The organism is uncultured Helicobacter sp. (assembly GCF_949282165.1).
In the GTDB taxonomy this organism is placed as follows: Bacteria; Campylobacterota; Campylobacteria; order Campylobacterales; family Helicobacteraceae; genus Helicobacter_F.
In genome coordinates this window covers 21,884-38,214 of sequence record NZ_CASDOV010000003.1, presented here as the reverse complement: position 1 = coordinate 38,214, position 16,331 = coordinate 21,884, and the positions used below count along the sequence as shown (strand labels likewise).

General features: G+C 47.4%; 19 protein-coding genes and 1 pseudogene. 6 read left to right on the top strand and 14 right to left on the bottom strand.

Translation table 11 applies throughout. The features are described from left to right. Positions 1–123: 123 nt before the first annotated feature. Positions 124–966 (bottom strand): aldo/keto reductase, encoded by an 843-nt coding sequence (locus ACH2BK_RS02800; RefSeq protein ID WP_395001998.1) that lies wholly within the window; start codon positions 964–966, stop codon positions 124–126. Between ACH2BK_RS02800 and ACH2BK_RS02795 the strand changes: the two genes are divergently transcribed. After that, a complete protein-coding gene (locus ACH2BK_RS02795; RefSeq protein WP_395001997.1) occupies positions 961–1,206 on the top strand; it encodes a hypothetical protein in 246 nt (81 codons plus the stop codon). The two genes, ACH2BK_RS02800 and ACH2BK_RS02795, sit on opposite strands and share 6 nt — an antisense overlap. Before the next feature lie 33 nt (positions 1,207–1,239). Here the strand turns inward: ACH2BK_RS02795 and ACH2BK_RS02790 are convergent, their stop codons facing one another. From ACH2BK_RS02790 to ACH2BK_RS02780, 3 genes are read right to left on the bottom strand one after another with little or no spacing between them, the layout of a single operon-like run. Then, entirely contained in the window at positions 1,240–2,217 is a 978-nt protein-coding gene (locus ACH2BK_RS02790; RefSeq protein WP_395001996.1) for an aldo/keto reductase, read from the bottom strand. A gap of 23 nt (positions 2,218–2,240) precedes the next feature. Beyond that, positions 2,241–3,050, bottom strand: a complete 810-nt coding sequence (locus ACH2BK_RS02785) for an alpha/beta hydrolase (protein WP_395001995.1) — start codon at positions 3,048–3,050, stop codon at positions 2,241–2,243. Next, a complete protein-coding gene (locus tag ACH2BK_RS02780) occupies positions 2,992–3,378 on the bottom strand; it encodes a hypothetical protein (protein ID WP_395001994.1) in 387 nt (128 codons plus the stop codon). The genes ACH2BK_RS02785 and ACH2BK_RS02780 overlap by 59 nt, the downstream gene beginning before the upstream one ends. An 83-nt stretch (positions 3,379–3,461) precedes the next feature. Here ACH2BK_RS02780 and ACH2BK_RS02775 point away from each other — a divergent pair, with 83 nt between their 5' ends. Next, a complete protein-coding gene (locus ACH2BK_RS02775; RefSeq protein WP_395001993.1) occupies positions 3,462–3,668 on the top strand; it encodes a hypothetical protein in 207 nt (68 codons plus the stop codon). 343 nt (positions 3,669–4,011) lie between these two features. Here ACH2BK_RS02775 and ACH2BK_RS02770 read toward each other — a convergent pair whose 3' ends face one another. Further along, on the bottom strand, positions 4,012–4,437 hold the full coding sequence (locus ACH2BK_RS02770) for a MerR family transcriptional regulator (RefSeq protein ID WP_395001992.1): 426 nt from the start codon (positions 4,435–4,437) through the stop codon (positions 4,012–4,014). Between the two features lie 163 nt (positions 4,438–4,600). Next, a complete protein-coding gene (locus tag ACH2BK_RS02765) occupies positions 4,601–6,082 on the bottom strand; it encodes a hypothetical protein (protein ID WP_395001991.1) in 1,482 nt (493 codons plus the stop codon). Positions 6,083–6,698: 616 nt separating this feature from the next. Between ACH2BK_RS02765 and ACH2BK_RS02760 the strand changes: the two genes are divergently transcribed. Genes ACH2BK_RS02760 through ACH2BK_RS02745 form a run of 4 tightly spaced genes read left to right on the top strand, consistent with a single transcriptional unit; the run spans position 6,699 to position 11,386 of the window. Continuing rightward, complete coding sequence (locus tag ACH2BK_RS02760; protein ID WP_395001990.1) at positions 6,699–8,135, top strand: TolC family protein; 1,437 nt, start codon at positions 6,699–6,701, stop codon at positions 8,133–8,135. 10 nt (positions 8,136–8,145) lie between these two features. Continuing rightward, positions 8,146–9,135 (top strand): HlyD family secretion protein, encoded by a 990-nt coding sequence (locus ACH2BK_RS02755; protein WP_395001989.1) that lies wholly within the window; start codon positions 8,146–8,148, stop codon positions 9,133–9,135. Beyond that, positions 9,132–10,223, top strand: a complete 1,092-nt coding sequence (locus ACH2BK_RS02750) for an ABC transporter permease (RefSeq protein ID WP_395001988.1) — start codon at positions 9,132–9,134, stop codon at positions 10,221–10,223. The genes ACH2BK_RS02755 and ACH2BK_RS02750 overlap by 4 nt, the downstream gene beginning before the upstream one ends. Beyond that, positions 10,220–11,386, top strand: a complete 1,167-nt coding sequence (locus ACH2BK_RS02745; RefSeq protein ID WP_395001987.1) for an ABC transporter permease — start codon at positions 10,220–10,222, stop codon at positions 11,384–11,386. Before ACH2BK_RS02750 ends, ACH2BK_RS02745 begins: the two co-directional genes overlap by 4 nt. A 34-nt stretch (positions 11,387–11,420) precedes the next feature. Here the strand turns inward: ACH2BK_RS02745 and ACH2BK_RS02740 are convergent, their stop codons facing one another. The 8 genes and pseudogenes from ACH2BK_RS02740 to ACH2BK_RS02705 form a co-directional block, all read right to left on the bottom strand. Continuing rightward, complete coding sequence (locus tag ACH2BK_RS02740) at positions 11,421–11,822, bottom strand: hypothetical protein (protein ID WP_394997739.1); 402 nt, start codon at positions 11,820–11,822, stop codon at positions 11,421–11,423. Continuing rightward, on the bottom strand, positions 11,819–12,055 hold the full coding sequence (locus ACH2BK_RS02735) for a PP0621 family protein (protein WP_395001986.1): 237 nt from the start codon (positions 12,053–12,055) through the stop codon (positions 11,819–11,821). The genes ACH2BK_RS02740 and ACH2BK_RS02735 overlap by 4 nt, the downstream gene beginning before the upstream one ends. 4 nt (positions 12,056–12,059) lie before the next feature. Beyond that, the gene (rsmG, locus tag ACH2BK_RS02730; protein ID WP_395001985.1) at positions 12,060–12,665 is read right to left on the bottom strand and encodes a 16S rRNA (guanine(527)-N(7))-methyltransferase RsmG; all 606 of its coding nucleotides are present in this window, start codon (positions 12,663–12,665) and stop codon (positions 12,060–12,062) included. A 9-nt stretch (positions 12,666–12,674) separates the two neighbouring features. Beyond that, a complete protein-coding gene (queA, locus tag ACH2BK_RS02725) occupies positions 12,675–13,766 on the bottom strand; it encodes a tRNA preQ1(34) S-adenosylmethionine ribosyltransferase-isomerase QueA (RefSeq protein ID WP_395001984.1) in 1,092 nt (363 codons plus the stop codon). A 5-nt stretch (positions 13,767–13,771) separates the two neighbouring features. After that, positions 13,772–14,578 (bottom strand): twin-arginine translocase subunit TatC, encoded by an 807-nt coding sequence (tatC, locus tag ACH2BK_RS02720; protein ID WP_394997745.1) that lies wholly within the window; start codon positions 14,576–14,578, stop codon positions 13,772–13,774. Positions 14,579–14,964: 386 nt separating this feature from the next. Beyond that, positions 14,965–15,187, bottom strand: a pseudogene (gene tatB, locus ACH2BK_RS02715) (Sec-independent protein translocase protein TatB); the annotation flags it as partial. A gap of 292 nt (positions 15,188–15,479) precedes the next feature. Then, positions 15,480–15,794: a hypothetical protein gene (locus ACH2BK_RS02710; RefSeq protein WP_395001983.1), complete on the bottom strand. Its 315-nt coding sequence runs from the start codon at positions 15,792–15,794 to the stop codon at positions 15,480–15,482. A gap of 10 nt (positions 15,795–15,804) precedes the next feature. Further along, positions 15,805–16,299: an NAD(P)H-dependent oxidoreductase gene (locus tag ACH2BK_RS02705; protein WP_394997750.1), complete on the bottom strand. Its 495-nt coding sequence runs from the start codon at positions 16,297–16,299 to the stop codon at positions 15,805–15,807. Positions 16,300–16,331: the final 32 nt, after the last annotated feature.

Here is a 16,331-nt window from a genome sequence, read left to right as displayed (position 1 = left end):
TTGCCTTTATTGTATGTGGTGGGTTGCCCACTGCGCGTCATAGTGCAAAGCCGCGGCGCACAATGTGGCAACAACATGAGGAGTATTATAGATAATGAGGGTAACTCTAAGGGGGCGCAGCACTCATCTTTTGTATTCATTAAGCCACTTTACCATTTTGGGATCTCTGTGATCAAAAAAGAGGCTTTTACTATCATCAAGCCCTGCCATAATCTGCATATCGCTAGAATCTAGTTCAAAGTCAAAGAGCGTAAAATTCTCTATCATTCGTTCTTTTCTCGTCGTCTTTGGGATAACCAAAATATCTCTTTGTATAAGCCAGCGCAAAATCACCTGCGCCACGCTTTTATTGTGCTTTTTAGCGACACCCTCGATGATAGGATTTTTAAACATATTGTTGCGCCCCTCGCCAAAAGGTGCCCAAGACTGCATAGCCACGCCCAAATCTTTCATTATCTTTTGTGCCTCAAACTGCGCGTGCAGCGGATTGCACTCGACTTGATTTAGGGCAGGTTTGACTTCATTATTTAAGAAAAAATCCACAAGCCTATCAGGGTAAAAATTACTAACCCCTATGGCTTTTATAAGCCCTTCTGTGTGAAGTTTGCTAAGAGTCCGCCACGCTCCATACACATCGTTAAAGGGCTGATGAAGTAAGTAAAGATCGATATAATCAAGCCCTAAATTTTTAAGTGAGTTCTCAAAGCCCCTTTTGGCTCCGTCTTCACTCACATCGCTCACCCAAAGCTTTGAGGTTACAAAAACTTCCTCCCTTTTAAGCCCGCTTGCTCTTATCGCTGCACCCACTTCCTTTTCGTTGTCATAGCTCGCCGCCGTATCAATGAGGCGATAGCCTACCTCTAGGGCGTCCTCAACGCACCTCTGACACTCTTTAGCTTCGATTTGATACACGCCATAGCCCAAAATAGGCATTTTCACGCCGTTGTTTAAAGTGATTGTTTGCATTGTTTTTCCTTTCTCGTGTTTTTGGAATTTATGTTTTTAGAATCTTTAGAATCCACCCCTTGCAGATCCCCCGACATCGCAAAATTTGCTAATCCCATAGCCATACTCACACCCAATATTTTTGTGCTTGTTTTCAAAAACTCTCGGCGATTTTGTATCCCGCCTTGCATACTTGCTCCTTATGTGTTTTTAGAATCTAGCTTTAGATTCTTAAGGCAAATTCTACTACCTGACACCTAGTGTCCCTCAAGTGTTTTGATAAAATTTACCATCTTACTTCCCCACTCTCTTAGCCGCATCGCCGCTATACCGCTCGCCTACGATTTTTATAGAATTTAGCTTTTCATTGATAGCTCCTAACTCCTCTTTGCTAAGCCTTACACTTAGTGCGCCTAGGTTTTCCTCTAGTCGCTTAATGCTTGTCGTGCCAAAGATAGGCACGATATAGGGCTTTTGTGCGAGATTCCACGCTAGGGCGATTTGTGCCTTTGTGGCGTTTTTGCTCTCTGCGATTTTCTCTAGGAGTTTGACTAGGGCTAAATTTGCCTTGATATTTTCTTTTTCAAACCTTGGCACCGTGCTTCTAAAATCATCACCTGCAAAGCGAGCATTCTCATCAAATCGCCCCGTTAAAAAGCCCTTGCCAAGCGGTGAAAAGGACACAAAGCCGATATTTCGCTCCTCTAAGAGCCCAAAAAGCTCATTTTCTGGCTCCCTCCACCACATCGAGTATTCGCTTTGTATCGCAGTAAGGGGAAAGACACTATGCGCTTTTTTGATACTCTCAATCCCCGCTTCACTCATACCCCACGCCCTTATTTTGCCCTCTTTGTGTAAGTCTAGCATAAGGTTTGCGACTTCCTCGATAGGCGTATTAGGATCCACTCTGTGCTGATAATACAAATCTATACACTCGGTGTTAAGTCGCTTCAAACTCCCCTCTATGCTTTTGCGTATCACGCTTAGGCTGCTATCTACGATTTGCCTGTGTTCTTTTATGCTTATGCCAAATTTTGTCGCCACTACGATTTTATCCCTAAAGGGCTGTATCGCCAAGCCCACAAGCTCTTCATTTGTGTGAGGTCCATACACCTCAGCCGTGTCAAAAAATGTAACGCCCATATCAAAGGCTCTAGCAATAAGCTCACGCATTTGCTTGACATCTTTTGCCTTACCATAGCCATAGCTCATACCCATACAGCCCAAACCCAGACTAGAGACTTCCAAATCCCTTAATTTCCTTGTTTGCATACTCACTTCCTTTGTAAAATCCACTATAAATTTGCCCTATAAAAATCCTCTAGCTTAGCAAGTGCCTCTGCCACCACTTCTTTTTTATAATAAGTTTGTATATGCGTAGAATCTTTGAGCCTAAAAAGCTCACTCGCACCACTCGCCTTTTCATACGCCTCCTCGCTCATATAAGCCGTGTCCGCTTTATCTCCTACCATTAGCAAAAGAGGCTTATTGATAAGCTCGATTGTCTCGCAGCAATCAAAGCTCATAAGCTCTAAAAGCGAGGCGGTAGTGTAGGCAAAGCTGGCATTTGGGTGCGCGTGCGTGTCGCCATAATACTCCGCTGCCTCGCGATAAAGATCCGTGCTTATCTTAGCAAGCTCTGCCTTGCTTAGCTTTTTAGGTGCTTCGCTTGCGTAAAGGATATTACCTAACACCTGCTGTCTCCTTGCTCTTGAAGCCTCCTCAAGTCTAGCTTGAATGCTGTCTTTCTCTGAATCCAAAAAGCCATTTCGCCTAACCCTACCCGTATTAAACATACTTAAAGTGGCGATTGCCTTTAGCCTCTTATCGCCTTGTGCGGCTTTTAGCGTGTAGCCTCCACCACCACAAATGCCTAAAATCCCCATACGGCTGCTATCCACGCCCTTAAAAGTCTCTAAAAAATCAATCGCCGCTCTTATATCCTCTACTCGATTGCTCGGCGTATCGACATTTCTAGGGCTTCCCTCGCTCTGCCCTTGATACAGGGCATCAAAGGCTAGTGTGATATAGCCAAGCTCGGCTAAATTATGTGCATAAAGCCCTGCGACTTGCTCTTTTACACCTCCATTTGGGTGGGCTACCACGATAGCAGGAAGCTGTAAAGTTTGCAGGCGTGTAGAGGTTTGCCACAGCTTTTAAACCACGCGTTTTATAACTCACTTTTTGCAGATTTACCTTGCCTTTTTCGTTTTTGCCAATGGCGTTTTCATAGACTAAGCCAAAGGGATTTTTAGAGGCATTAAGTCTTGCTTCTTTGCTTGGATTCATTGCTTTATGAGGGATTTTTGCGCCCTCATTGTGTGCTTGCTTGCCTGTGGAGGCATTAGCTAGAGTGCTAAACAAGCTCCCAAATACCAAAGCCCCACTAGCTAGAGAATCTCCCAAAAATTTCCTACGATTTGACTTTTTCATTCTCACTCCTTGAGTTTTTGTGAGATTCTAAATCCTTACACCTAGTGTCTGTCAAGGGGAGAAAGTAAAAATTTTAGTAAAAGTTGCCTCGGCATGCATTACGATTCTATAAAACCCTAGAATCCACGCCACGCAAAAGGTATTATAAAATTGCAGAATCTAGTAAAAAGTTAGAATCTAAGACGGATTTAGATTTTAGATTCAGGAGTTCAGAATTTAAAGCAATTATAGAATCTACTATTTCACAGAATCTCATCAAGGCTTTGCCTCGCCTCGTGTGGATTGCATAGCCTCGCTACTGCAAGCAAAAAATTAGTCGTGTGCAAGTAGGGTGGTTTGGTTGCTATCGCTTTAGATTCTAAACCTAAAACCTCCTCGTTTTGCACTTCTTGCGCTTCCTCGGTTTTGTTATTGCTTTAGATTCTAAACCTAAAACCTTGAATCTAAAATCTAAGACTACACTAGATTCTAGATTTGCTTGAGATTCTGCGCTTGGCTTGCCGGGCATTCTAAGATTTGAGATGAAAAATCGGGGTTGTGTAGATTGGAGGCAAGGGAGCTACCTAGGCGGTAGTGACCGCCGCCGACAATCAAACTCCCCGATTTTTCGCTAAAAGCTGAATGCCCCCACTCCTAAAATTTTACGCGCTTTTTGCGCCCCACATACTCCCCATTCATCGGATTTATATCATCTTTGTGTCTAGCTATCATATCCTTATAATACGCCACCTTGTAGTCTAGCTTTTCTAGCACGACTTGGAGCTTTTCTATCTCATTGAGCGTTTTTTGCCTCTGTTTCTCTATGATTGCTAGCCGCTCTTGTGCGGTGTCCTCACCTTGAGCGCAAAGTGTAATGTAGTGCCTTATATCCTCGATACTCATACCAATCTGCCGATAGCAGTCTATCCAAAACACCCATTGCACATCCTTCTCGCTAAAATACCGCACATTATTACTATCTTTTTGCACAAAAGGAAAGAGTCCCTTATCCGCCCAAAATCGCAGTGTCCTAGACGCCACGCCCGTCTTTCTCTCTACTTCAATAATCGTGTATGCCATAGTTCTTCCTTTTTGCTGAGCATTATAGCACATTACAGCGGGTGTCAGATAAAGTTTATTGTATATAGAGGGATTTGGGGGAGCCTGTGCGGGGGACGCACAGACTTAAAAGCGCACAGACTTGAGATGCACGGACTAAAAGCACGCAGTCCTAAAAAGTGGCTTAGAAATCATAGCGGATCTCAAAGAGGCCCTTGCCATAATTCACATCGCCGAAGTTGCGGGCATACAGAGCCACAGCGGTTATGTTTTTGATAGGCTTAAAGGTGATGGATGGAGCCACTTCATGGAATGAGACACCTTTGCCAGCGAGGGCGGCATTTTTGGCAGCCTGTGAAACCGCAGCGCGCACAAATGGGTAGTTGTTGTTTCCTGTGACATAGGAATAGTCTAGCCCGATTTTCCATGATTTAGCAAAGGCGTAGTCTATCGCCGCATACGCCACTTGGATACTTGTGCCCTTTCTACCCCCAGCACCCATAAAGCCAAAGCCCTCATTGGTGGCATCGTAGTTATCTACCCAGAATTTCCCTACTATGTCGATACCGCCCCTGCTATCAAGCAGTGTGCCATAGCCATCGCCAAAGCTTCCCAGATAGCCGAGTTTAGCCGACATCGGAGCTTCTTTGCTCTTGTAGCCAACTTGGATATTATAAATCCCGCGAGTTTTTGCCCACTCACTATTATTGCCAAAGCCGTTAAATCCCCCCTGTCCTAATTGCGATTGAGACACCGCCACCCAATTATTGACGAGTTTATCGCCACCGCCTGTCATAAAGTTGGGATTGCTTGCCATACCCGCTGCCGAGACTTGTCCAAGCACATAGAATCCGCCAAAGTCGTATTTAGCATCCACAAACGCGAGATAATCTAGCAAGCGATTAGCATATCCTAAGCTTGCGTTAAAGCTAAGGCCGCTATCGGCCACCTTGTCGCCTTTGATAGAGAGCATAAGCAGATCATTCCCAAGGCTTCCGTTGTAGTGATTGAAACCGCCAACACTAGTGTTATTACTGCTTGTATTATTAGTCAACCCACCAAATGCAGAATCTCTTAGGTTATACATCACATGGCTTGTAATCCAGCTACCATAGACATCTGCGCCATAGGTGATGCCGCCATTTGTCTTCAGTCGCACCTTGCCTCCAGTGCCGAGATCTGTCGTGTTGTTGGTAAATACGGTGCTGAGGTTTAGGCGGCCGACATTAAACTCGGTTTTGCTAGATTCGCTAATAATTTCTTTATTTACCGAAAAAGTCGCGATACCAAATCTGTCGTTGTAGCCCTTTCCGATGATTGTGGCCATAGAGCCCTGTGCCGCACCATTGCTATGGCTAGCGGGGGTGACGGCTGTCGTGCCGTAGTTAAACATCATTCCACCTGTGAAGCTATAGCCATCGACTTTGCCAGTTGTGATATCGAGCTTCATACGATATTGCTGATCAGCCCCTGTGCCGCCCGCGCCATCGATAGTCGTGTAGCGCGCACGCGCGAAGCCCTTTGCCTCCATACCATCAAAAAACCCGCCAAGCGTCTTTTTGACCTCACTTGGAGCTTGTGTAGCCTGCTGCGCGTTAGCCTCATCTGCCACAAGTAGCCCAGATCCGAGCAAGCCTGCCAAAACTAAAGAAATCTTGTTTCTCATAGTTGCCTCCTTAAACGTGTTTTTGGACAAGAAAAATGTAACTCCACTTTTGTAAAAAAAACATTAAGAGATTGTAAATAGTTGGTAAATTTCAAAATTTGTTACAGAATCTCTCACATATTTTCTTTGGGGAGCATTGGGCGTTAAACACGCATATATAGCAAATATAAGGGTTTTGACATAGGTGCTAAAGCTGCAAGTGTTACTTTATGTTACTTTGGTTACTGAGATTGTAGATTGTAGATTGTGTTTAAGGCATTGGGCTTTTTGCTTCGCTTACGCTCGCAACAGCTTTGCTCAAGGAGTAAAAAATCTTAAAATGCCAAGGGGCAAGCCTTGATAAGATTCTATGGCATTACAGAATCCACAGAGTAAGCCAAGTGTGAGATTCTAGGGGCAGATTCAGAATCTAAGAAAGCTTAGATTCACAAACACTCATTTATAGAATCTCATCAAGGCTTGCCTTTGGTGTGGTGTGGATTGTGTGGGCTTACTATTGCAAACAAAAATTCGTCGTGTGCAAGTGTGGGTTGGTTGCTATCACAACCACTTCTTGCACTTAAAGCGCAAAGGCGTTATAATCTGCGCCTTAAAATTTAACGACAAAAGGTGTGCTATGAGGCTAGGTGCGCTCGTGTTTGTCTTGTGCGTGGGTGTGGCACAAGGAGTGGATTCTCAAAACCTAGATACGCAAAGCGCAAAGACGGACTTTTCACACATTTGCGCGCAAGATTCCTGTGAGGGGGCCAAGGAAAAGGAGGCTAAAGCCATAGATGTCCGTAGTGCGTGGGAGCGAGTGCTCCAAAGCAGTGATGCGCTAAGAGCCCAAACCTACAACCTCAATCGCGCCCAAAAGCTCGCGCTAGGCGCAAAGCTAAGCTATCTGCCTGAGGTGAGTTTTAGCGGGGCGTATGTGTATTTTGACAAGCCTATGAGCCATCAGCTCCTACCCTCAAACCTCCCCGCCACGCCCCCGCTAGATTCACTCCTCGCCTCGCTTGGTAGCCCCGTTACGCTACTGCAGCGCGATGTGATGCTGGGTGCGCTCACTATCCTCTATCCGCTCTATACCGGGGGCGTGCGCGCCGCGGGCGTGGAGCTCGCAGAGATTGCCAAAAAGGACGCAGAGCTAGCCCTTAGGCTCAAAAAACTCGCGACTTTTGAGGAGTTTATCAATATCTATTATGGCGATGTGCTCGCGCGTGAGCTAGAGGAGGTGCTTGCACAGGATTATGAAGCCGCGCAGCTGCACTACCAAAACGCGCTTAGCCTCCAAAAAAGCGGGCAAATCGCGCGCCTTGAGGTGCTAAGCTCCCAAGTGGCAAGCGATAAGAGCAAAACCAAGCTCCACCAAGCACAAAACACCTACCAAAGCACCAACCTCGCCCTGCAAACCGCGCTAGATAGCCCAAATATCGAGCCTTCATCGCGCTTAATGCTCTCACAAAAGCCACTTGAGAATGAAGAGCATTATGTCCAAAAGACGCTCTCAAGCTACCCCGCGCTGCAATCTATGGATCTCAAATTAGAATCCGCTGCCCAAGCCACTAAAATCGCGCGTGGGGCGTTTTTGCCACAAGTAGTGGGTATGGGAAGCTATATCGTGACTGATAGGCAAGATTCACTGCTGATCCAAGCCCTCCCAAGCTGGTATGTGGGCGTGGGCGTGAGTGTGCCCCTCATCACACCAAATGGGCGTATCCAAAAATACCAAGCCTCTAAGCTCGCCCAACTAGAGCTTGAGAGCCTCAAAGCCCAAGCGACTAAGGATTTAACCCTACTTGTGCGGCGCACTTATAAAGAAGCCCTGTATGCGCGCGAGGAATACCTAAGCCTGCACTCCTCTATCCAGCTCGCACAAGAAAATCTCAAACTGCAGCAAAATGCCTTTAAGCAAGGTATGGCGACAAGCGCGCAAGTCATAGACGCCCAAAATATGCTCCAAAGCGCGCTTATTGAGCAAAAAACCATCGCTTATAAAGCCATCATAGCCCTTGCCAAGCTCCTCGCGCTAAGCGATGATATAGAATCTTTTTACCAATACCAGCAATGAGGAAGTATCGATGAAAAAGCAGCAAATAACCCTTATCCTAGGCGCGCTTATTGGCGTATCTATCGTGGTTTGGCTAGTTATCAATTTTTACAAAGCCTATACGCCAAAGCCCCAGCAACTCCAAGGGCAGATTCAAGCACGAGAATACAAAGTGAGCTCCAAAATCGCAGGGCGTATAGAATCTATCCTAGTCAAACGCGGGGATTTTGTCAAAAAAGGCGATCTCATCTTTACTATAGAATCTCCCGAGCTCCAAGCCAAGCTCACCCAAGCCCAAGCGGGCTATGAAGCAGCCAAAGCCCTCTCCCAAGAAGCCCACAAGGGCGCGCGCATAGAGACAATCCTCTCGGCAAAGGATATGTATCAGAGTGCCAAGGCTATGCGCGAGCTCACAGAAAACACCTATAAGCGCATTGATGATTTGTATAACCAAGGCGTGGCAAGCCTACAAAAGCGCGATGAAGCCTACACCGCGTATCAAAACGCCAAATACAACGAAAGCACCGCCTATCAGCAATACAAAATCGCCCTTGATGGCGCGACAAATGAAACCAAAGAAGCAGCAAAACAAAAAGAAATCGCCGCAGCGGGGCAGCTAAGCGAAGTGGAAGCCTATATCAAAGATATCCAAGCCTACGCCCCTGCTGATGGGGAAGTCGCTAATGTCCTGCTCTCCGAGGGTGAGCTAAGCCCCACGGGATTCCCCGTCGTGATGCTTGTAGATACCAAAGATGTGTGGCTACGCGTGGCAGTCTCGGAGGAATACCTCAAAGACTTTCAAAAAGATTCAGAATTTAGCGCCTATATCCCAGCATTGCAAAAAGAAGTGCGCTTTAGGGTGCGATATGTCTCGGTAATGGGGGATTTTGCCACTTGGCGCGCGACTTCTAATTCTAAGGGCTATGATTTGCGCAGCTTTGAGATAGAGGCACGCCCATTGCACAATGAGGGCGAGTTCGCCGTGGGTATGAGTGCTATCATCACGCTCCCGCCACGATGATGAAAAAACTTCGGCAGCTTTGGAAGTTTCTCTCCAGACGCTTTGTCTTATTTTTGCTCTATTTTGTGCTGCCCATTTTGGTTGGGTGGTTTATGTATGCCATCTTTAGCGCGTCCTTACCTAGGGATTTGCCCATTGGGCTCGTGGATTTGGATAGGACAAGCGCGAGTGCTGATGTGAGATTTGCTATCAATGCCTCGCCCACGATGTATATCAAGCGCGAGTATGGCTCGATTATGGAGGCTAAAGCCCACTTGGCTAGCGCGGAGATTTACGCCCTTGCCGTGATACCCCATCATTTTGAGCGAGATCTCACACTTGGCAAGGGTGCGAAGCTCGCGTTGTATTACAATGCGCAGTTTGTGCTCGTGGGAAAAGCCCTAAATAGCGCGTTTGCGCAGGTTGTGGGCACGCTTGATGCTAAGCAATCCGTGGCGCAAAATCTCATTAAAGATGGGGATTTGCACCTCGCCCTTAGCAAGGCTATGCCCATTTTTTCACAGATTATCCCGCTTTATAACGCCTCGAGCAATTACGCGCAGTTTTTGCTCACGCTCTTGCTCCCTTGTATGCTGCAAATTCTTAGCGCACTTGCAATGATACAACTCCTAAAAAGTGCGCCGCACTCGTTTAAAAGCCTCTTTATCCGCTATGTGGGCAATACGATGGTGTTTATGTGGTGGGGGATTTGTATGCTGTTGTTGCTAAAAAATCTCGGCTTTGAGGTGCGCGGGAGCTTTGGGCTGCTTGTGTTAGGCTTAGGGGTATTGCTGCTTGGGATTAATGGCGTGGTGGTGTGCTTGCAAGCCCTCTTGCTTGATATCAAAAAGACTATTGGCGTCGTGGCTGTCTATACCGCGCCGTCTTTGGCATTTGCGGGTGTGACTTATCCGCAAAATTCTATGAATCTCCTAGCACTTTTTTGGAGCAAGCTTTTGCCCATATCTAGCTTTATGGAGCTCTATATCCAGCAGGCAAACTATGGGGGGAGTGTAAGCGGGGCGTGGCAGATTTTGGGGCAGATGGGCGTGTTTGTGCTCTTTTTTGCGCTAGGGAGTCTTATCTATCACGCGAGGAGAGGGCGATGAGGTTTTGGCGCGATTTGTTGGCAGAATACAGGGCGATCTTTACCAATCGCGTCGTGGTGCTTGTCGTAGTGGTGGGCTCTATGGTGTATGGACTGCTCTATCCTATGCCATATCTTAACGATGTCGTGAGCGAGCAAAAGCTGCTCATCGTGGATGAGGACAAAAGCACGCTTTCAAAAGAGCTCATTTTTTTAGTAGGAGCAACGCCCCAAATCGAGCTCATCGCGGAAGTCCCAAGCCTCAAAGAAGCACAGGAGAGCATAGAATCTTTTCAAGCCGATGGCGTGCTTTTTATCCCACAAGGCTTTGAATCTAGCGCGTATTTGGGAGTGGGGAGCGTTGTCTCATATATGGGCAATGCCTCGTATTTCCTCATCTATGGCGCGATTGTAGAGGGCATACATAATGCCCTAGATGCCCTCTCTCAAAAGCTCCACAAGCTTCATCACCCAAATGCCCTAAGTGCTTCTCACATACGCTATGAGGCAATCCCGCTCTATAATCCAAGCCTTGGCTATATCAATTACGCGCTAGCGGCGGTGCTCGTGTTTATCCTGCATCAGACGCTTATCGGTGGCAGCGCGATCCTCACTGCATACCAAAACCGCCTCGCCAAAGAATCTAAGCGCGCTAGCGGTGGTAGCGAGGGCTTGTGCGAGGCAAAAGGCGCGCTAGATTCTAAGGGTTATAGCAGGATTGCAAGGATCGTGCTTGTGAGAATCTGCGCGTTTAGTAGCGTGTATTGTGTGTGGTTTTTGGTGTATTTTGGGGTGCTTTTCCCTTATTTTGGCGTGCATATCCACGCGAGTATGGGGGATTTTTGGCGTTTTGGGATTGTGTTTATTGCGTGCTGTAGCGCGTGTGGCGTGCTGCTAGGTGCGCTGCTAGAGGACGAGAGCCTGCCCACACAGATTATTTTTCTCTCCTCAATGCCGCTCGTGTTTATTATGGGATTTATTTGGCCCAGCGAGCTTTTGCCAAGCTTCCTGCGCGAGTTGGCGTATGTGATACCCGCCTACCACGGCATTAGGGGGTTTGTTAGCTTAAACCAAATGGGCGCGGAATTTGGCGATGTGATGGGGCATATTTGGGCGCTGCTAGGCATTGGGGTGTTTTGCGTGGCGATGAGTATCGTGGTGCTAGCACGCAGGGCAGGGCAATAAGATACCAACAAGCCCCTAAAATAGGGCAGTGCGCTCATCGCGCGGGGTATCGCGCTCCCTCAAGCCAACTCTCAAAAATCACGCCATCGATACCCTCTTGGGCTAGGGCGGCGATTTGCCCCTCGTGCGTGATGAGGCATAGGAGCTTAGAATCTAGCATATAATTTTCGGCGATTGCTTGGTATGTCGCGGGGCTAGATTCTATAATGAGATAGGTGGGCTTGAAACTCGCGCATAGCACAAAGTCCAAAACCTCCTCCACTCTCACCGCGCAGGGGATTTCATAGCTCACGCAATGCCCTAGCAGCGCAAACTCCCTATCCTCTCGCGCATAAAACCACACAATCTCATCATTCCCACTTGTCGCGATGTCTGCACTTGTGCGGATATGGCGGAATCTGGGCGAGCGCAAATGCGGATACCCAAAGACAATCATCGCCCATCTCCTCGCGCTTTGCATTCTTTGGAGCAAAAAAACTTCTCGCCCTGTCTAATCCCCTCTTTTTGTGAGGCAAACACCCCGCACACGCTGCACTCTTGCATAACCTCACTTGGCAAATCCTTGCGCGATTTCCTCGCGCGAGGTTTTTCACTAGAGCCCAGAGCGGGGCGCAGGAGCATAAACCACACCACCGCCAAAATCGCTACGATAATAATCAAAAACTTCATCGCTTCACCCCTTTTTGTAAAAGTAGATTCTCTCATTCCTGCTAAAGCACTCTTCAATGCTCATACTTGGCAACTCTTTTTGCAAATTTGAGCCCTTAAAGAGCAGATAATGCCCATTGTGGCTCAAAAACCTGCGCCCATAGCGCATAATCTCCTCCGCGCTCATCACCGCGCGAGAAGTGATGAGATCGATATTATTAACCTGCGTGATAGGGATCTCTTGAATGCGCGCAGGCAGCACCTTGGCATTATCTAGTCTAAGCTCGGCGATGATATGCTGCAAAAAACCAAAGCGTTTTGCCCTAGGCTCGGTGAGAGTAAAGCGCACTTTTGGCAGCGCGATTGCAAGCACAATAGCGGGGAATCCCCCTCCGCTGCCTATATCAAGGCAGCTTGTGAAGCTATCCACAAAGCGCAGGGGATAGAGCGAGTCGATGATATTTTCTTTGAGTGAATCTAGCGTGCTTGCCCCGCTTAGATTATGAATCTTATTCCACTCTAGTAGCCTACTCGCATACGCCCCTAGCTTTTGTGCGCCTTCACTACTAAGGGCAATCCCAAGCGAGTGGCAATGCTCTCGTACATCGCTCATCTGTGTGTTTTCTTGCATCGCACCTCCTTAGAGTATCAGCATACCATCGCCATAGGAAAAAAACTTGTATTTATGCGCGATGGCACACTCATAGATTCTCCTCATCTCTTCACGCCCGATAAACGCGCTCACAAGCATTAAAAGCGTGCTTTTTGGGAGATGAAAATTTGTCAAAAGCGCGTTTGTGCGCTTTGGTGCATTCCCGGGGTGCAAAAACAAATCACACGCGCCCTCACTCTCCCCCACACGCCAAAAATGCTCCACCACGCGCGCAGCAGTCGTGCCGATACACAATAGCTTAGAATCTCGCGCGATCACATCGCACGCTTGTGATGAGAGGGCATAGGATTCTGTATGCATAGTGTGGGCGCGTATGTCGTGGGTTTGCACACTGGCAAATGTCCCCGCTCCCACATGCAAGGTGACAAAGCACACTTCATACAGAGATTTAATGCGCGAAAAATCCTTTTGGCTAAAGTGCAAACTCGCCGTGGGCGCGGCGATAGCCCCTGCATTGCGCGCAAACACACTCTGATAATCCCTGCTATCACTAGGCGTATCCTCGCGCTTGATATAAGGCGGCAGGGGCGTGTGCCCGCACAGATCTAGCAGCGCATACACCTCATCTATCTCTAGGGGCGCGCTGGATTCTATGGATTGAGAATCTCTGCTGCTAAACTCCACCACGCGCAAGCCACTCTCTAGTACCTCTAGCACGCGCATACAAAAGCGCGTGGGGGATTTGGCGTGATCGTAAATTCTAAAGAGCGCGCCGCTTTGTGCTCTGCCGCGAATCTGGACGAAAAACCGCGATTTGCCACAGGCTTTGTGAAACAAAATCTCTCTTAGATTCTTACTACGCGCCTCGCCGCCCTCTTTGCTCGCATACAGCCGTGCTTTGAGGACTTTGGTATCATTACACACAAGCGTGTAATCCCGCGGCACCACCTCGCAAAAATCCCTAAAATGCCTATGCTCAATCCGCCCGCTAGTGCGATGATACACGAGCAGTCGCCCATCGCATCGTGGGTGGGTGGGGTGCGTGGCGATGAGCTCTTGGGGCAGGGCGTAGTCGTAGCTAGAGAGGGCAAAATCGCTTGGGATCGTGTGTGTGCGCATAGAATCTAGGGGTTTTGCGTAGAGATTGGCGCGCTAGATTCACTCTCTTGGCTCTCATCGTGCTCGTCTTCTTGTGGCTCTTGCTCGCTCTCTTTGGGTGCGGGATTGACAAAGCGCGCGATGAGGATTGAGAACCCATAAAGCCCCACAAGCGGGATAGCCAAAAAGATTTGGGAGAGCACATCGGGGGGCGTGATGATGGCAGCGATGATAAAGATAATAACCACCGCGTATTTAAAGAAATTTTTAAGGCTTTTGTCTGTGATCATTCCCACTTTGGCTAAAAAATAGCTAAGCACGGGCAGCTCAAAGGCAATCCCAAAGCCCACCACAAGGCGCGTGAAAAACATCACATAATTCTCCGCGCTCAAACTCCCCTCAAATTTATCGCTCCCAAAAAGCAGGACATTCTCAATCACCACAGGCAGCACGATATAATACGCAAAGCCCACGCCACATGCAAACATCACGCTTGCAAACGCCACAAAGGGCAGGACGATTTTTTTCTCGTGCTTATACAAGCCCGGCGCGACAAAAAGCCAAAACTGCCAAAAAATGATAGGCATAGACACCACGAGCGCGGCGAAAAAGGCGACTTTGAGCGCGACAAAGACATTTTCTAGTATCGTGAGGGCGGCGAGATGGGCTTTGATAGACTCGTTTTCTAGCGCGCTATTGATAGGCGCAGCAACCCAATCAAAAATCACGCCCCAAAAATTAAAGCACACCCCAAAGCTAAGGAGCAGCACCGCCACGGAGATGATAAGCCGCTTGCGCAAATCTTGTAAGTGAGGTTTTAAGTCTTCAAACATCGCTTAGGCTCCTTTGGGTGCGTTGGTGGGGGTTAAGTCGCTTATGTGAGGGGGCGCGGGATTGTTTTGTGAATCTTGATAAGAATCGCGCTCTAGCGGTTTGGGCTCGCTTTGTGGGCTTTGGTGAGAATCTTGCTTGGGTGGCTTAGCCTCGCTTGGCGCGCTAGATTCTGAAATGCCTAGCTGGGCGTCTATCTGCGCGCTTTGGAAGTTGAGCGATTCTAGATTGAGCGATTCATTATTAAGAGATTCTAGGGCGCGAGATTCTGCGCTTTTTTGTGAGTGGGCGGGGGTAGTTTCGTCAGTGAGATTGTGTAGCGAGAGATTGCTAAGCTCTTTAAACTCCAAATCTTTTGTGAGCGAATCCACCCCGCTCTTTGCGGCGCTAACATTGTCCTCAAAGAGTTTTTTATACTCTAGAGCTTCCTTTTTGAGCTCGCTTATCTGCACTTCTTTGTCAAAGGTATCTTTGGCGTCGTTGATAGTCTTTTTGACGGCGCGCAGGAACTTTGTGATATCCACGATGGCTTGGGGCAGCTTGTCTGGTCCCAAAAAAATCACTGCCACCACCAAAATGACTACAATCTCAAAAACACCCACGCCAAACATTCCACAACCTTCTGTGTAAAAATCTATCGCCAAAGCAAAAAGGGGGATTGTAATACAAAAAACTTTAAATTATGGAATCTGGGGGTTTGGATTTGGCGATTTGGATTCTAAAGTTTTATAGAATCTAGCTTAGCAGATCTAGATTTGTGTTCAGAATCTAAAGAATTACAGAATCTAGATTGAGAAAATTTGTCCTCACAGATTCTAAAACGCTTATAAAATCTAGACTGATAGAATTAAACACAAAACCTCATCTTTATAGAATCTAAAACAAATTCACAAATCCCCCACTTTAAAAAACTTTGTGTAAGGCTTTGCCAAATATCAATAATAGTGCGTGCGCAAGCACGCACGCACTATTATTGATATTTGGCAAAGCCTTGTTAGGATTTTTTAGCGTTGTGGATTCTGTAATTGTTTTAGATTCTGTAGAGCTAGATTCTGAATCTGCTTGAGACTCCGCGCTTGGCTTGCCTAGGCATTCTAAGATTTTAGATGAAAAATTGGGGTTGTGCAGATTGGAGGCAAGGGAGCTACCTAGGCGGTAGTGACCGCCGCCGACAATCAAACTCCCCGATTTTTCGCTAAAAGCTGAATGCCTTAACACAGAATCTAAACTACACCCCCAAATACGCCTTATACTCCTCCAGCGGGAGCTTCTCCGCATTTGCGCTAAAGATACAAAAAGGCTCTTTGGGCTTTGTCCCTAGATATTTAAAGCTATGATAGATTGGCACAAAAATATCCTTTATCGTCGCACCGTGATGCCCATCATAGCTAGATTCTGCGCCGCCTGCGGTGGTGATGATCCCAAAGTTCTTGCCCTCTAGCAGCTTTGGCTCACTCCCATAGAGGATTCCCGTTAGCACCCTATCTTGCCATTCTTTGAGCAGGCTTGGCGTGCTAAACCAAAACAAAGGAAACTGAAAAATAATGCTATCAGCGTTTTTGAGCAATGCCTTTTGGGCTTCTACATCGATGGCGCCATTGGGGCAGCTAAGCGTGAGATTCTCTATCGTGAGGTTTGGCGCGCCCTGCACAGATTGCAGCAGTGCCTTATTGACTTTAGAATTTTCCCAAAAAGTGTGGGCAAAAAGTATGAGTGTCTTCATAAAAGCTCCTTAAAGTTTGAGGTAAGCGACAA

Excerpts from the sequence above, each read along its gene's own strand:
- ACH2BK_RS02705 (WP_394997750.1), bottom strand. The coding sequence starts at position 16,299 with ATGAAGACACTCATACTTTTTGCCCACACTTTTTGGGAAAATTCTAAA.
- ACH2BK_RS02780 (WP_395001994.1), bottom strand. The coding sequence starts at position 3,378 with ATGAAAAAGTCAAATCGTAGGAAATTTTTGGGAGATTCTCTAGCTAGT.
- ACH2BK_RS02765 (WP_395001991.1), bottom strand. The coding sequence starts at position 6,082 with ATGAGAAACAAGATTTCTTTAGTTTTGGCAGGCTTGCTCGGATCTGGG.
- ACH2BK_RS02740 (WP_394997739.1), bottom strand. The coding sequence starts at position 11,822 with ATGATTGTCTTTGGGTATCCGCATTTGCGCTCGCCCAGATTCCGCCAT.
- ACH2BK_RS02790 (WP_395001996.1), bottom strand. The coding sequence starts at position 2,217 with ATGCAAACAAGGAAATTAAGGGATTTGGAAGTCTCTAGTCTGGGTTTG.
- ACH2BK_RS02770 (WP_395001992.1), bottom strand. The coding sequence starts at position 4,437 with ATGGCATACACGATTATTGAAGTAGAGAGAAAGACGGGCGTGGCGTCT.
- tatC (WP_394997745.1), bottom strand. The coding sequence starts at position 14,578 with ATGTTTGAAGACTTAAAACCTCACTTACAAGATTTGCGCAAGCGGCTT.
- ACH2BK_RS02760 (WP_395001990.1), top strand. The coding sequence starts at position 6,699 with ATGAGGCTAGGTGCGCTCGTGTTTGTCTTGTGCGTGGGTGTGGCACAA.
- rsmG (WP_395001985.1), bottom strand. The coding sequence starts at position 12,665 with ATGCAAGAAAACACACAGATGAGCGATGTACGAGAGCATTGCCACTCG.
- ACH2BK_RS02735 (WP_395001986.1), bottom strand. The coding sequence starts at position 12,055 with ATGAAGTTTTTGATTATTATCGTAGCGATTTTGGCGGTGGTGTGGTTT.
- ACH2BK_RS02750 (WP_395001988.1), top strand. The coding sequence starts at position 9,132 with ATGATGAAAAAACTTCGGCAGCTTTGGAAGTTTCTCTCCAGACGCTTT.
- queA (WP_395001984.1), bottom strand. The coding sequence starts at position 13,766 with ATGCGCACACACACGATCCCAAGCGATTTTGCCCTCTCTAGCTACGAC.
- ACH2BK_RS02755 (WP_395001989.1), top strand. The coding sequence starts at position 8,146 with ATGAAAAAGCAGCAAATAACCCTTATCCTAGGCGCGCTTATTGGCGTA.
- ACH2BK_RS02745 (WP_395001987.1), top strand. The coding sequence starts at position 10,220 with ATGAGGTTTTGGCGCGATTTGTTGGCAGAATACAGGGCGATCTTTACC.
- ACH2BK_RS02800 (WP_395001998.1), bottom strand. The coding sequence starts at position 966 with ATGCAAACAATCACTTTAAACAACGGCGTGAAAATGCCTATTTTGGGC.